The sequence below is a fragment of the Streptomyces sp. MspMP-M5 genome (genome assembly GCF_000373585.1).
GTDB lineage: Bacteria > Actinomycetota > Actinomycetes > Streptomycetales > Streptomycetaceae > Streptomyces.
In genome coordinates, this window is record NZ_KB891895.1 from 13520 (window position 1) to 27742 (window position 14223).

The 14223-nt window shown below is 71.6% G+C and carries 12 protein-coding genes; 8 read left to right on the forward strand and 4 right to left on the reverse strand.

The genetic code is table 11. From position 1 onward, the window contains the following. Positions 1-227: 227 nt before the first annotated feature. The 4 genes from B073_RS40420 to B073_RS0119365 are packed head-to-tail and all read left to right on the forward strand — an operon-like array spanning position 228 to position 7210. Positions 228-1484: a hypothetical protein gene (locus tag B073_RS40420; protein ID WP_018539738.1), complete on the forward strand. Its 1257-nt coding sequence runs from the start codon at positions 228-230 to the stop codon at positions 1482-1484. Next, entirely contained in the window at positions 1481-3313 is a 1833-nt protein-coding gene (locus B073_RS0119355; protein WP_018539739.1) for an aminotransferase class I/II-fold pyridoxal phosphate-dependent enzyme, read from the forward strand. The genes B073_RS40420 and B073_RS0119355 overlap by 4 nt, the downstream gene beginning before the upstream one ends. Beyond that, the gene (locus B073_RS0119360; protein WP_018539740.1) at positions 3313-5775 is read left to right on the forward strand and encodes an HAD-IIIC family phosphatase; all 2463 of its coding nucleotides are present in this window, start codon (positions 3313-3315) and stop codon (positions 5773-5775) included. Before B073_RS0119355 ends, B073_RS0119360 begins: the two co-directional genes overlap by 1 nt. Next, positions 5768-7210 (forward strand): SDR family NAD(P)-dependent oxidoreductase, encoded by a 1443-nt coding sequence (locus B073_RS0119365; RefSeq protein ID WP_018539741.1) that lies wholly within the window; start codon positions 5768-5770, stop codon positions 7208-7210. Before B073_RS0119360 ends, B073_RS0119365 begins: the two co-directional genes overlap by 8 nt. Positions 7211-7218: 8 nt before the next feature. On the opposite strand, the gene B073_RS0119370 is transcribed toward B073_RS0119365, so the two are convergent. Next, the gene (locus tag B073_RS0119370; RefSeq protein ID WP_018539742.1) at positions 7219-7950 is read right to left on the reverse strand and encodes an HAD family hydrolase; all 732 of its coding nucleotides are present in this window, start codon (positions 7948-7950) and stop codon (positions 7219-7221) included. A gap of 56 nt (positions 7951-8006) precedes the next feature. Between B073_RS0119370 and B073_RS0119375 the strand changes: the two genes are divergently transcribed. Genes B073_RS0119375 through B073_RS0119390 form a run of 4 tightly spaced genes read left to right on the forward strand, consistent with a single transcriptional unit; the run spans position 8007 to position 12704 of the window. Next, positions 8007-9899: an amino acid adenylation domain-containing protein gene (locus B073_RS0119375; RefSeq protein ID WP_018539743.1), complete on the forward strand. Its 1893-nt coding sequence runs from the start codon at positions 8007-8009 to the stop codon at positions 9897-9899. After that, positions 9896-10141, forward strand: a complete 246-nt coding sequence (locus B073_RS42835; protein ID WP_018539744.1) for a phosphopantetheine-binding protein — start codon at positions 9896-9898, stop codon at positions 10139-10141. The genes B073_RS0119375 and B073_RS42835 overlap by 4 nt, the downstream gene beginning before the upstream one ends. 12 nt (positions 10142-10153) lie before the next feature. Continuing rightward, positions 10154-11470, forward strand: coding sequence for a condensation domain-containing protein (locus tag B073_RS0119385; protein WP_018539745.1), 1317 nt, complete (start codon positions 10154-10156; stop codon positions 11468-11470). After that, positions 11463-12704: an MFS transporter gene (locus tag B073_RS0119390; protein WP_158690159.1), complete on the forward strand. Its 1242-nt coding sequence runs from the start codon at positions 11463-11465 to the stop codon at positions 12702-12704. Before B073_RS0119385 ends, B073_RS0119390 begins: the two co-directional genes overlap by 8 nt. A 240-nt stretch (positions 12705-12944) precedes the next feature. On the opposite strand, the gene B073_RS47215 is transcribed toward B073_RS0119390, so the two are convergent. The 3 genes from B073_RS47215 to B073_RS0119405 all read right to left on the reverse strand — a co-directional run bounded on the left by B073_RS47215 (position 12945) and on the right by B073_RS0119405 (position 14036). Further along, on the reverse strand, positions 12945-13145 hold the full coding sequence (locus tag B073_RS47215; protein ID WP_026247531.1) for a transposase: 201 nt from the start codon (positions 13143-13145) through the stop codon (positions 12945-12947). After that, positions 13145-13273, reverse strand: coding sequence for a hypothetical protein (locus B073_RS48800; RefSeq protein ID WP_267881423.1), 129 nt, complete (start codon positions 13271-13273; stop codon positions 13145-13147). Before B073_RS48800 ends, B073_RS47215 begins: the two co-directional genes overlap by 1 nt. Positions 13274-13502: 229 nt before the next feature. Continuing rightward, positions 13503-14036, reverse strand: coding sequence for a hypothetical protein (locus B073_RS0119405; protein ID WP_018539747.1), 534 nt, complete (start codon positions 14034-14036; stop codon positions 13503-13505). Positions 14037-14223: the final 187 nt, after the last annotated feature.

The window sequence follows — 14223 nt, forward strand, 5'->3', positions numbered from 1 at the left end:
CGGACATTAAACCACGGGTCTTGTCAACTACGGCTGCTAGCAGGGGGTTTGGCGACCTACGCCACACTTGATCACCGGGGGTTGACCTTTCGTTCACCTCGTGTTTGATTTGCTCCGTACTCGGTTCCGCCGCCTTCTGGCTCAATGTGACGCGAATTGCCGGTCAGTTACGCGTGGATCGTTGTCAATTTCTTGGGGGAAGTCTCTTGCCGTCTGCCGACAATTCCTTGGGATTCGTATTCTGCGGCGGCGGACCCGCCGCGCTCGGACCGGTCATCGCCGCAGCGAGGAAGGGTCGGCTCGACGATCTGCTCGACCGGGGCATCGCCCTCGTCGAACCCGGGCCGATCGGCCCCGGCGGTCTGGCGCACTACCGCATCAGCGCCAACTCGCTGGGCGGGCCGTTCCTGGAGTGCCTCGACGGCCTCAGCGACAGCGCGCCGTTCGCCGCACTGCGCGACCTGCCCGAGACCCGGCGCTTGAGAGCCCACTCCGACGAGCACCCGCCGCTGTCGGTGGTGGCCCCCTTCCTCACCCGCCTCGGCGCCGTCGTGTCCGATCTGCTGGCGGCGCACCCGCGGTGCACCGTCGTGCCCGAGGCCGTCGCGGCGATCGAGCTGGCCGACGACGGCGTGGTGGTCACCACCGGATCGGGCCGCGAACTCACCGCCGAGCGCACGGTGATCGCCACCGGCGGCCGCCCGCTCAGCGGGTTCGGGACCGCCGGGATCGTCCCGGGACTGGACCTGCTCCCCCATCGGGACAAGGTGTGGCACTCGGAGTCGTTCATCGACGCGCGAAAGCCCCTGCCCCCGGTGCGCGGCAAGGCCGTGGTCGTCGGCGGCTCGCACAGCGCATGGTCGGTCGTCCACCTGCTGGCCCCCGAGGCGGACGAGATCACCGTGATCCACCGCAGCGGGCTCCGGCTCTTCTACAACAGTCCCGACGAGGCGCGCGCCGACGGCTACCCGTTTGACCCCGTGCTCGACGTCTGCCCCACCAACGGACGGGTCAACCGCTACGGCGGCCTGCGCGGCCGGGCCCACGAACTGGCCAGGGCCGCCCTGCGGTTGCCCGGCACCGGCCCGGCACCGGCGCGCCTCGTGCAGGTCACCGACCCGGCGGCCCTGGAGGCCGCGCAGCGCGCACTCGCCGAGGCCGACGTCATCGTCATGGCCAACGGCTTCGAGGCCAACCTGCCGCCGATCCATCGCACCGACGGCACACCGGTCAGTGCGGCCGTCGGCCCCACCGGCACCGTGGTCACCGCCCAAGGCCACCTGGTCGACGTGCACGGCACGGCGCACCCGCGGCTCCTCGCGTACGGACTGGGAGCGGGGCTGGCTCCGTCCGCCGAGGTCGGCGGCGAACCGAGTTACACCCGCAGGGCCGACGGCGTCTGGCTCTACCAGCACGACATCGGCGGGATCGTTCTCGACGAACTGCTGCACAACGTGACGACCACGGGGGAGATCCACGCATGACCAAGCCGACCAAGGCCGTCGTCCTGGCGGCCGGCTTGGGCCGCCGCCTCGGGCTCGACAACGCCAAGCCGTTGCTTCCGGTGGCCGGCAAGCCCATCCTGATCCGCACGCTGGAGAACCTCGCCGCCGCAGGCGTCCGCGAGACGGTCCTCGTCGTCGGCCACCTCGCCGACGACGTGCGCACCGTGGTCGGTGAGAGCTTCGCCGGCATGGACGTGAGCTACGTCGAGTCCGACGCCTACCGCACCACCAACAACGCCTACTCGCTGTGGCTGGCCCACAAGCACCTCGACCAGGACGTCTACCTGATCGAGGGCGATGTGGTGTTCGACGGTGCGTTGCTCGGCGCGCTGACCGCGGCCGACGGCGAGGTCGTCACCGCGCTCGCCCCGTACCGGCCGCCGATGAACGGCACTGTGGTCACCCTCGACGCCGCCGGCACCGTCTCGGCGATGCTGCTGCCCGCACAGCAGGGGCCCGGGCTCGACCTGACGAAGACCTTCAAGACGGTCAATGTGCACCTGCTGCGCGAGGAGTACCTGCGCGAGGAGTTCGTCCCCGCGCTGGAGAAACTGATCGCCGGCGGCGGCCACGGCGCCTACTACGAGCAGGTCATCGCCGACACCGTGACGGCGGGCCGTTTCCCGGTCCACGGCGTGGACTGCGGGCGGCTGCGCTGGTACGAGGTGGACGACCTCACCGATCACGGCGCGGCCGAATACCTCTTCAGCAGCCCCGACGACCGACTGACGATGCTGGAGAACCTCCACGGCGGCTACTGGCGTTACGACCTCGTCGACCACCGCCTGCTCTACAACCTCTACTTCCCACCAACGCAACTGGTGGATGAGCTGGCGCGCGACTTCCGGGACGCGCTGGTGCACTACCCGATGGGCCACCGCGCGCTGCAACAGCTGCTGGGCGCCGCGATCCGCCAGCCGCCCGAGCGACTGGTCGTGGCCAACGGAGCATCCGAGCTGATCAAGATCCTCGGGGGACTGCTGGGCCGGGTCGGCCTGGTAGTGCCCGGCTTCAACGAGTACGAGGCGGTGTTCGACGAGGCGGACATCCACCGCATCCACCTGCCCGCTCCCGCGTTCACCATGGACCCGGAGCGGGTCGCCGAGGAGGCACGGCAGGCGGGCGTGGCCGCGGTGATCATCACCTCGCCGAACAACCCGACGTCGATGGCGGTGCCACGCGCCGACCTGGTGACCCTGGCCCGCTCCCTGGCCGGGGCCGGCATCCGCCTGGTGGTCGACGAGTCCTTCGTGGACTTCTGCGCACCGGGCCACAGCCTGGAGCCGGACCTGGCCGGACTGCCGGGACTGACCGTGGTCAAGAGCATGAGCAAGGTCTACGGCATCGGCGGGCTGCGCCTGGGCTATCTGCTCTCGGCGGACGTGGACTTCGTCGCGGACGTCCGGGCCGCGCTGCCGATCTGGAACGTCAACGGCTTCGCCGAGTGCTTCCTGCGGCTGCTGCCCCGGTACCAGGACGCGTTCACCGCCAGCTGCACCCAAGTCCGCCGGGACCGCGACGAGTTGGCCGCACTCTTGGCCGGCCTGCCGGGGGTGACGGTGTACCCGCCGGACGCCAACTACGTGATGGTCCGCCTGCCGGAGGGCGTCTCCGCGCTTGCCGTGGTGCGCCGGACCTTCGCCGAGCACGGCATCCTGCTCAAGGACTGCGGTGGCAAGTCCATGCCGGACGGCGACCGCTACCTGCGGGTGTCGTGCCGTACCCCGCGGGAGAACGCGCTCCTGACAGACTCGCTGGCGGCCGTACTCGCCGGCCGTCCGGCCCCGCTGACCACGGGCGTGTCCTGATGGGCGGCGCATCGCGACGCGACGAGATCCACGCCGCCCTGCGAGCCGTACTCGACCCGGCGGACCGCCTGGTGGTGGTGCACTCGTCACTGTTCGCCTTCCGCACCCCCACCGACGGGCTGCGCGGTGACCTCCTGGCCGCGCTGCGCGCCCTCGTCGCGGACGGCATCACCGTGGCGCTGCCCGCGGTGACCTTCGAGTTCTGCCGTACGAAGGAGTACCACCACCGGCGGTCCGTGCCGAACACCGGAGTGCTGGTCGAGTGGTTCCTCGACCTGCCGGAGGTCCGCCGCACCCCGCACCCCGTGTACTCCTTCGCCGTCGCGGGGCCGTTGGCCGACGAGTTGACGGCCTGCCGCTCGGACACCGCGTTCGGCGCGGACACCGTCTTCGAGGTGTTCGAGCGCCGCGGCGCCCGGATCGTCACCCTGGGCGCCGGCTGGAACTCCTGCACCCAAGTACACCGCTACGAGGAACTGGCCCAGGTGCCGTACCGGCACCCCATGACGGTCAGCGGCACGGCGGACTTCGGTACCGGCCCGGTCCGGCTCGACCTGGAGATGATCGTCCGGGACACGGCCCTGAAGTCCACACTGGACTTCGCTCCGGTCTTCGACCGTCTGCGGGAGTCCGGCGCCATGGCGCGCGCCGAGCTCTGGGGCACCACCCTGGAATCGGTCGCCACGACCGAACTCGCCCGCGTATGCGGTGAGCTGATGGCCGACGACCCCTACGTGCTGCTGCGGGAGCCCCGGGTGATCGAGCACCGGGCGCGCCAGCTGGCCGCCGAGCCCGTACGGCTGGCCGTACTGGGCTCGCGCAACCTGGAGATCCTGGCCGGTGAGATGGCCGCCGAGGGCAGTCGGGTGCTCGGCTTCGCGCCGCACACCCTGTACGTACCGGAGTACGGCACCCTCGCCCGCGAGATCCACGATCCGGACTCGACGCTGCGCGGCTTCGGCCCGCAGGCGAGCTTCTTCGTCGACCGGCTGGAGGACGTGCTCGGCGTCGAGGAGCTGGACGACGCCGACGGCGAGCGCCTCGGGGGCGCGCTGGAGCACTACACCGGGCTGGTCTCCGCCTACGCCGAGACCACCGACCGGCCCGTGTTCGTACTGTCCTTCGCGCCGCTTCAGCCGTACGCGGCCGGCGTCGGCGCGCTGCTGCGCGAGGCCGACCGCCTGTTGCGCGAGGCGCTGAGCGCGCACGACCACGTCCACGTCATCGAACTGCCCGAGATCATCGCACGGGTCGACGGCGGCCCCCTGGTGGACCCGCGACTGTGGCTGGTGGGCCGCGTCCCGCACGGTGTGGCGCTCAGCAAGGCGCTGGCGCGCCGGTTCTGGGGGCTGACGCTGTCGGTGACGGGCAGGACCGCCCGGGTCATCGTCACCGACCTCGACAACACCCTGTGGCACGGCGTCGTCGGCGAGGACGGTATCGAGGGCATCCAGGTCGGCACGGACCACCCCGGCAACGCGCACCACAGGCTTCAGCGCGCGCTGAAGTCGCTGCGCGAGCGCGGCATCGCACTCGCCGTGTGCAGCAAGAACGACGAGGATCTGGCGCTGCGCGCGATCCGCGAGCACTCCGGGATGGTGCTGCGCGAGGACGACTTCGTGGCAACCGAGATCAGCTGGCGGCCGAAGGCCGAGGCGATCGCCGACATCGCGGAGCGGCTCAACGTGGGCCTGTCCAACGTCCTGTTCCTCGACGACAACCCCGTGGAGCGCACGCGGGTACGCGAGTTCCTGCCCCAGGTCATCGTGCCGGAGCTGCCCGAGGACCCGGCGGGATACGCGGACGTGCTGCTGGACAGCCCGTTCACCACGGTCTTCAACGTGACCGAGGCCGATCGCAGGCGCACCGAGCAGTACCGGGCACGCGAACAGGTCGAGCGGCGCCGGCGCGGCTTCGAGCGGATCGAGGACTTCTACGCCTCGCTGGAGACCGAGCTGCACCTCAGCCCGCTGACCGAGGGCAACACGGCACGCGCGGAACAACTGTGCGCGAAGACCAACCAGTTCAACACGACCACCCGCCGCCACACGCGCGCCGAGCTGCGCAGGCTGGCCGCGGCTCCGGAGTCGGACGTGCTGGTCCTCGGGGTGGCCGACCGGTTCAGCGCGCGTGAGGACCTGGGCCTGCTGGTGCTCTCGCACCAGGGCACGGAGACCACGGTGGACGCGTATCTGCTGTCCTGCCGCGTGCTGGGCCGGGGTGTTGAGGCCGGCGTACTGCGCGTGCTGGCGGCCGGACTGGCCGCCGACGGCCGCACCCGCTTGCACGGCCTCGTGGTGCCGACCGAACGCAACGCGCCCTGCCGCACGGTGTTCGCGGACGCCGGCTTCTCCCCCGGAGCCGCCGAGGGCACCTGGCACCTGGATCTGACCGGCGACCACACCGCCCCCTCATGGCTGCGGATCCACGACCACACCGAGCCGGAGAACCACCATGCATGACGTCAAGCCGGGCGACATCGCCCACAGCAGCCACAGCTTCACCGCCGCGGAGTTCACCGCCTTCGCCGCGGCCACCGGCGACCACAACCCCATCCACCACGACCCGGAACACGCCGCCGGGACCGCATTCGGCGCACCGATCGTGCCGCTGGTGATGGCGCTCGGTCCGGTGTCCGCACTGATCGGCATGGTCGTTCCCGGCCCCGGTGCGGTCATCCTCGACACCGCGTTCCGCCCGGTGCGTGCCGTCGCCTTCGACCGACGCGTCGACTACTCGCTCAAGGTGCGCTCGGTGAGCGCGGCGACCGGGGTGCTGACCTGTCGGCTCCTGGCGTTCCAGGACCGCGAGGTCGTCCTCGAAGGCGAGATCAGGACGACCGTACGGGCCCCGCGGCCCCGGCCCGACGAGACCACCGGGGGACGCCTGATCCCGGCGGACGCCCGCGGGCTCGCCGTGGTGACCGGCGCGGCCGGGGACATCGGCTCCGCGGTCGCCCGCGAACTGGCCAGGCAGGGCTGGGACCTCGTGCTCGTGCACCGCGGCGGCGCGGACCCGCTCGTCCGGCAGTGCGAGGAGGCCGGGGCCACCGTCCAGTCGGTGACGGTCGATCTGGCTGATCCCGCCGGGCGTGCGGCAGCGGCTGCGGAGATCGCGGCCCGCACCCCGACCGCGCTGGTGCACGCGGCCGCCGCACCGCTGGCGGCGGGGCACCAGGAGCACCTGGAGATCGGCTACGCGGCGCTGCGCGACCTGGCCGACGCCGTGCTCGAGGGCATGCTCGTGCGCCAGCGCGGCGTGGTCGTCCTGCTCGGCTCGCAGGCCACGCGCTACCACCCGCGCGGCTGGTCGGACTACGTCGCCGCCAAGGCCGCGGCGGAGAGCGTCCTGCACGGCATCGACCGCCACCACGGTGCCCACGGCATCCGCACGGTCGTCGTCGAGCCGGGCTATGTCCAGGGCGGGTACTCGGCGGCGGTCCGGCCGGCCGACGTCCTCGGCCTGCTGCCCGAGGAGGTCGCGGAACTGGTCGCCGCGGAGCTGCGCGCGGCGGACGCGCCGGCGCGGCGGGTGTGGCTCACGCCGGAGGGCGTCACCCGGTTCGCCCTGGACGGCGCTCAGGAGGCGGCGGCTCCCCCGGCCGCTTCCCCTGCCTCCCCTCCGGTGCACGCCGAGCGTGCGGCCCCGGCGCCGGGGACGGCACCGAACGACCTCACCGGCCGCGTCGAGGCAGCTGTGCGCAGCGTTCTGGGGGCCGGGGCGGACGTGCGCGAGGGGGGTGTCGGACTGACGCCGGGCTGGGACTCTCTGGGGCAGATCCAGATCGTGCTCGCGGTCGAGGCGGAGTTCGGCATCCGGCTGCCCGCGGCGAGCCTCACGGGAACGGGCCGTTTCGACCAACTCTGCCGCGTGGTGGCCGAACAGGTCGGGGCGTGAGCGTGCGGTCAGTTCCAGCAACCACAGGACGCCGGGCGGGCGGTGAACGCCACGTCCGTGTCCGGCACCGCGGCGACCCGCCCCGCCGGCGGGGAGAGGGCGAAGTCCGCCGCCGGGTCGATCTCGTCGAACGAGGCGAAGAGGTGAGTACGCGGGAACCAGTCGCCGAACGGTGCCGTGGACTCGCCGATGCCGATGAACTGGCTGCCGGTGGCCACCGCGGCCCGTACGTCCCACGGCCCGTCGCCCACGGAGATCACCCGGTCGAATCCGGTGCCCGCCTGACGGACGGCCTCGCGTACCACGTGCTCCCGGAAGGTGTGGTCACTGGCGGTGGCCACCGGCCCGGCCGCGCCGAGCGGCGCCAGCTTCACCTCGGTGACCTTCCGCATGCCGCCGGTGGCGAAGGCCACGGCGTACTCCTCGGACGCGGTCAGCGCCTTGAGGAAGGCGGCGGCGCCCGGTATCTGCTCGACGCCGTCGTGTGCGGTGGCGGCCACGAAGCGCTCGGCCAGCCGGTCGGCGAAGGCCAGGGTCTCCGCCGCGTCGGGGAGCCGGCCCGTGTTGCGGCGGAAGACCTCACGGAAGATCCACGAATCCGTGTGGTGGGCGTAGCCGCCCCATGCGGAGTCGATCTCCGTGAGCCCGCTGTCGCGCAGTGCGCCGGAGAAGGCGGCCTGGTGCGGGGCGACGCTGCGCAGCAGCGTGCCGTCGATGTCGAAGACGATCAGGGTGGTCATGGCCTGCTCCCTCGGTCGGACTCACTGATGCATGATCGTAAGGGAAGGGGCAGGGCATGCCACTGACTCGGAGTGGGCCCACGGCCCACACGATCCGACTGGACGCGCGGGCCGTCGCCGCCGCCGCGGACCTCGCCGCCACCGCGGGCACGACGGCCGGACAGATCCTGGGCAGGGCCTGTTCCGCCCTGATGGCCCGGCTGTGCCGCCTCGACAGCGAGGCGCTGGCTTACGGGGTCGGCCACCCCGGGGACACGCCGACCGCCGCACAACTGCCGGACGGCACAGCGGAGTTCACGTTCGGTCCGGTGACCGACGACATCGCCGCCGCGCTCGACGCCTGCGCCGGCCCCTTCGTCACTGCCGCCCTCGCCACGCCGGAACGGGCCCTCGGCGACGTCGAGTTGATCGGCGATGCCGACTGGACACGCCTGTCCGCCTGGTCGTCCGGGCCGGGCGCGGCCCCGGTCGACGTGCCCGCCCACCGGATGTTCGCCGAGTGGGCGCACCAACAGCCCGAAGCCGTCGCCGTGTCCAGCGGCGAGGCCACGCTGACCTACCGGGAGCTGCTGGAGTACGCCACCGGCATCGCCCGCGAGCTGCTCCGCCGCGGCATACGCACCGGCGACCCCGTGGGCCTGCTGTTCGAGCGGGGTGTCGCGTCCATCGCCGCGATGGTCGGCACGGCGCTGGCCGGCGCGACCGCCGTCCCGCTCGACCCGAACTACCCCGAGCCGCGGCTGCGGCTGATGATGTCCGGGCCCTGCGTGCGGCTCACCCTCACCGATACCGCGCTCGCCGGGACCGTCCCCCTCGGCGACACCCTGCCGGTGGACGGCATCGCACCGTCCGGCGAACCGCTCCAGGCAGCCGTGCCCGAGGTCGCCACGGTGATGTACACCTCCGGCTCGACCGGGCGCCCCAAGGGCGTCCAGCTCACCCACCGCGGGGTCGCCCGGCTGACCCGGGAGGAGCGCATCGACTTCGGCCCCGGCGACGCCGTCCTCCAGCTGGCGCCCGCCACCTTCGACGCGGCGCTGCTGGAAGTGTGGTGCACGCTGGCCCGCGGCGCACGGCTGGAGGTCGCCCCGCCCGGACCGCTGACGCTGACCGAACTCGCCGAGCTGATCAGCGGGCGGAACATCAGCGCCCTCTGGCTCACCGCCGGGCTCTTCCACCAGATGGCCGAGCACCAGCCGGACGCCTTCGCCGGCGTGCGCCGGCTGTTCACCGGAGGCGATGTGGTCTCGCCGCACCACGTGAACGCCGTGCTCGCCCGGCATGCCGGGCTCACCGTGGTCAACGGCTACGGCCCTACCGAGAACACCACGTTCACCTGCTGCCACGTGCTGCGCGAGCCGCTGCCCGCGGGAACGGCCACGGTGCCCATTGGTACACCGGTGCGGAACACCCGGGTCTACGTGGTGGACCGCGGCGGCCACCCGGTACCGCCGGGAGTGCCCGGCGAGTTGTGGGTGGCCGGCGACGGCCTCGCGGCAGGCTACCTGGGACTGCCGGACCAGAGCGCCGAGCGCTTCCCCGTCCCCCGTGCCGGGCGCCTGGCGGGGATCCGCTGCTACCGCACCGGCGACCTCGCCCGCTTCCGCGCCGACGGCACCCTGGAGTTCCTCGGCCGCGAGGACGCCCAGGCCAAGGTCAACGGACACCGGATCGAACCCGGCGAGGTCGAGCAGGCCGTGCTCGCCGTGCCGGGTGTGCGCGGGGCCTGCGTCCTGGTGGAGACCGACCCGTTGGGCGGCAAGCGGCTGGCCGCCCACATCGCCGGCGACGACAAGGGCCTGGCCAAGGCCGTGCGGGCGGCGCTGCGGGCCACTCTGCCCGGCTACCTGGTCCCCGCCCGCTACATCGTCGTCGACGGCTTTCCGTTGACCGCCAACGGAAAGATCGACCGGAACCGGCTGTCCGCCGGAGAGAGCGAGTCCCGATGAGCACGACCGCACGAGAGGCCGTGGCGGAGATCTGGGCCGAGGTACTGGGCACCAGCATCGACGAGGAGTCCGACTTCTTCCTGCTCGGCGGCCACTCCCTGCTGGCCACCCAAATGGTGGCCCGATTGGAGGCGGCACTGGGAGTCAAGGTCACCATGCGCGAGGTGCTGGAGTACCCCGAGTTCGGCGAGTTCGCCGACCTGGTGACCCAGCGCGTCGACACCGCCGCCCCGACAGCCTAGGAGCCCTCGCAGATGTCCGAACCACTGCCCCTGCCGACCCTGAGCTACCAGGAGGGCAGGCTGCTGATGGACGAGCGCAGCCGCGCCCTGGGGGTGCCGTCGGTCCGCACGATACCCCTGGCCTACCGGGTCCGCGGCCGGCTCGACCTGCCTCTCCTCGACCGCGCCCTGGCCGAACTGACGGCTCGTCACGAGGCGCTGCGCACCCGGTTCTCCACCCCGAAGGCCCAGTCGGTGCACGCCGACACCGTCGTGCGCAGCGTGCTGTTCGAGGCTGACGACGAGGCGACGGCGATCGAACGGGTGCGGGCCGAGGCCGACCGGCCGCTGCCCGCCGACCAGCCCGAGCGGCTCAGGGTCGCCGTGGTGCGCGTGGCCGAGGACGACCACTTCGTCGTGCTCGTCTTCGACCACCTGGTGGTCGACGGATGGGCGCGGGGGGTCCTGGTGGACGAACTGTCCGCCCTGTACACGGCCCTGGCCACCGACCGGCAGCCGCAGGTCCCGGAGGTTTCCTACACCTACCAGGACCACGTCCGAGGCCAGAGCGCGCTGCTGGCCGGCGAGGACGGCGAGCGGATGATGGGCTTCTGGCGCGAGCGGCTCGCCGGCTCGGGGGCGATCCCGCGGCTGGACGTTCCCAAGCGGGCCCCCGGCGCCACGCCGGAGGGCGGCTACGAGACCCGCCGCCTGCCCGCCCAACTGGCCACCGCAGTACGGACGTTCGCGGCACAGGAACGGGTCACCCTGTTCATGCTGGTCCTGTGCGTGCTGTACGTCGCCCTGCGCGAACGCACGGGCCATGATGACCAGGCAGTGGCGGTCAACGTCTACAACCGGGAGACCACCGGCCGGGAGAACCTGGTGGCGCCGCTGGCCGAACTGCTGGTGGTCCGTACCGACCTGGCCGGCGCCACCACCTTCCGGGCCGCGCTGCGCCGCGTGCGCGGCAGCAGCCTGGACGCGCAGGAGAACGGTGCGATTCCGTTCGCCGAACTGGTCAAGGCGTTCAATCCGGACGAGTACGCCGACCCCGACGCACCCATCGGCGTGGTGCTCAACATGCTCTACGCCCAGCTCCACGGCGGTGGCCTCGACCTCGCGCCCGCCGTGACCACCCCCTTTCCGCTGTCCGACGAGGGCTTCCGCCCCCGCAGCGAGCTGATGCTCGTCGGCGAAGCGGGTGGCGACGAGCTGTCCCTGTCCGCCTACTACCAGGCCGACCGGCTCTCCGCCGCATTCGTCACCGGCCTGCTCGACCGCCTGGTCACCCTGCTGGAGCAGGTTGTCGAAGACCCGCTGCTGCCGCTGGACGGCCGCGGTGCCTGAACGCCGCGACGAGATCCTGCTGCGCTCGGCGTACATCGTCTCCACCACGGGTGACTGGGTGTTCCGCTTCGCCCTGCCGGTGCTGGTGCTGCACCTGACCGGCTCGGCGTTGCTGACCGCGTTCACCTACGCGCTGGAGTTCGTGCCGTATGTACTGGTGGGCCTGTTCAGCGGCGTGATCGCCGACCGGGTGGACCGGCGCAGGCTCATGGTCCGCTGCGACCTGTGTTCCGCCGTCGTCGTCGGGGGCATCGCACTGCTGTGCCTGCTCGACCGGCCGCCGGTGGCCGCGGTATACGGGGCCGCGTTCGCGCTGGCCTGTATGCGGCCGCTGTATTTCCCGGCGTTCCAGGGCTTCCTGATGGAACGGGTGCCGCAGGAGCGGCGGGCGGTGATGAACGCGTGGGTCCAGGGTTCGGACAGCCTGCTCAACATGCTCGGCCCGATCGCGGGCGTCAGCGTGGTCGCCTTCCTCGGCCCCGCGGCGGCCAGCGGGGTCAACGCGGTGTCGTTCATCCTGTCCGCCGTACTCATCCTGCCCACCGCCGCCGCCCCGGTCACGGCGGCGACGACGGCTCTCCGCGCGTCGCTGCGCGGCATGGCCCCGGACCTGCTCACCGGCTTCCGACTGCTGTTCTCCGATCCGGTGCTGCGTTCGGGGACGGTCCTGCTGACCCTGACCAACTTCGCGGTGCACGCGATCGAAGCCAACCTGGTGTACGTCGTCACGGACGCCACCGGCCAGTCCACCGTCGTCCTCGGGCTGATCGTCGCCGCCCAGGGAGCGGGCGCGGTAGCGGGCGCCGCCGCCGTCCCCCGCCTGATCAAGCGGTTCAGCGAAGGCGCACTGCTGTCGGCGGGGATGGGAGCGCTCGCCGTGGCCCTGCTCGCGCCGGCCGCCACGGCGGACGTGTGGGTCCTGGCCCCGGCCTGGGCGCTGGCGGGCGCAGCCACCTCGTTGATCGTCGTGGGCTGGTTCACCTACCGCCAGAAGGTGATCGACACGGAGTACATGGGCCGGGCCGTCGCGGTCAACCGGGCCATCTCTTTCACTGCCATCCTCCCGGCCGCGCTGCTGGGCGGCTGGCTGGCCGCGGCCTTCACCCCCGCCGCGCTGTTCGCCACGGCCGGAGTCGTGCAGGCCATCGCCTGGATCGCAACGGCGACCGGCCAGGTGGGCAGGGCGGGCCGCGAACCCACGCCCGCCGCCACCGGCGATCGGGTGGCCGGGTAGGAACAACAGCGCATGTCGCCCGCGTTCGCTGCCCGGGCGACAGCCATACCAGGGCAGCCGCAGCCCGCGTCAGGCACGGCCGGATCATCACCGCGGTGAACGCCTACCACTTCGCGGGGCCTCGCGCCGGCTGCTCCTCATCGGCGCGGCATGACTGTTCCTCCTGGCCGGCAACCTCGTTACCAGCGGCGATGATGCCGCCATGGCTCGGGCCAGAAACCGGTTTCTGTCCACCGGCACCTACGGGCTGACGGCGAGGTCGTCGATGCGGCGGTCCAGGCACTGGCGGGTGAGCGCGGAGAGGTCGATCTCGGCAATGTTGAGCCAGGACCCGTGCTCGGGTGTGTGGTGGATCTCCAGGCGCTGTGCCGGCGTGAAGGCTTTCCCAGGGTCGAACGCCTCATAGAGCGAGGCGATGGTGTGGGTGTTGAGGTTGTCCATCAAAACAGCACGACCGTGGCGGCGTCGGGATAGTCCACAGTCAGCAGGCGTTCGGCCTGGCGCGCCCAGTCGACCTTGGTCTGGCGGGGCTGGGCATCCACGCGTCGCCAGCCGCGCAGCGGTTCCACCCAGCAGAAGATCGAGCAGGTCCCCGAGCGGACGTACTCGGTCTCCTCGCGACGGTCACGGCCGGGCCGCGGAGGAAGCGGGTCGCGGACGTGGCCGAGCAGCTGGTCCGGCTTCTCGTCCTCTTCTGCGACGACATCGCACCCCCACCCACCCGAAGCGAAGCAACGAGGGGAGACTGCCCGGCCATCAACTCCACCAACCAGAACCGTACTTAGCCGCGACAATCTACTAGTACGCGTCCTCGTCCAACGCAACATCGAGGTAGTCGTCTGCGAGGGCGTCGACCAGACGCTCGTCCACCGGCTCACCCAGCTCATCCTCAGTGATGAGCGTGCGGCACAGGACGTTCAGCGGGTACAGGCCGCGCTCGGGACCGTCCTCCGCGAAGCTGACACACGGGGTATCAAGAACGCCCGTCGGGGCGCTCGGGCCGAACAGAGGCGGCATCGTAGCTGTATCGGGAGCGTCGACGTCGCGCTCGTACTTCCACACCATGCCCTTGGCGCGGCAGACCACTTCCCCGAGGTACCAGACGGCGCCTTGCACGAACGGCTCCAACCGTTGAGCGCGGATCTCCTCATCCGACGCGAACGACTCGCGGAGCAGCTCTTCGAGCACGTTCAAGGAACCGGGGCTGAAGTCGAGCCGGTCGACGCCGGCCTGCTGCGCCCACTGGGTGAAAGCCTGCTGGCGCTCACTCAGCCACGCGAGAAGCTCCGGGTGCCGCGTCGGGTCCGTGCTGTGGTCTGCGGAGGTGGTCATAGACGACCACGGTAGCGAAGACGGCGACGCGCGGTGAACTGGCCGGAATATTTGGCGAGTTGGCGTGGCTGGAGTCATCCATTTTTCATCTGGAGTCCTAGGGTGTAGGGGCGGTGGACGGTGACATGACACGGGGGCCCATCTCGTCCACCGACCTGGTCCCGTGCGCCCCCATCAGGGACACGCA

What these genes read in the sequence shown, in the direction of transcription:
- B073_RS47215 (WP_026247531.1), bottom strand. Translation starts at nt 13,145, where the DNA reads ATGGACAACCTCAACACCCACACCATCGCCTCGCTCTATGAGGCGTTC.
- B073_RS0119385 (WP_018539745.1), top strand. Translation starts at nt 10,154, where the DNA reads ATGTCCGAACCACTGCCCCTGCCGACCCTGAGCTACCAGGAGGGCAGG.
- B073_RS42835 (WP_018539744.1), top strand. Translation starts at nt 9,896, where the DNA reads ATGAGCACGACCGCACGAGAGGCCGTGGCGGAGATCTGGGCCGAGGTA.
- B073_RS0119360 (WP_018539740.1), top strand. Translation starts at nt 3,313, where the DNA reads ATGGGCGGCGCATCGCGACGCGACGAGATCCACGCCGCCCTGCGAGCC.
- B073_RS0119405 (WP_018539747.1), bottom strand. Translation starts at nt 14,036, where the DNA reads ATGACCACCTCCGCAGACCACAGCACGGACCCGACGCGGCACCCGGAG.
- B073_RS0119365 (WP_018539741.1), top strand. Translation starts at nt 5,768, where the DNA reads ATGCATGACGTCAAGCCGGGCGACATCGCCCACAGCAGCCACAGCTTC.
- B073_RS0119355 (WP_018539739.1), top strand. Translation starts at nt 1,481, where the DNA reads ATGACCAAGCCGACCAAGGCCGTCGTCCTGGCGGCCGGCTTGGGCCGC.
- B073_RS0119375 (WP_018539743.1), top strand. Translation starts at nt 8,007, where the DNA reads ATGCCACTGACTCGGAGTGGGCCCACGGCCCACACGATCCGACTGGAC.
- B073_RS0119370 (WP_018539742.1), bottom strand. Translation starts at nt 7,950, where the DNA reads ATGACCACCCTGATCGTCTTCGACATCGACGGCACGCTGCTGCGCAGC.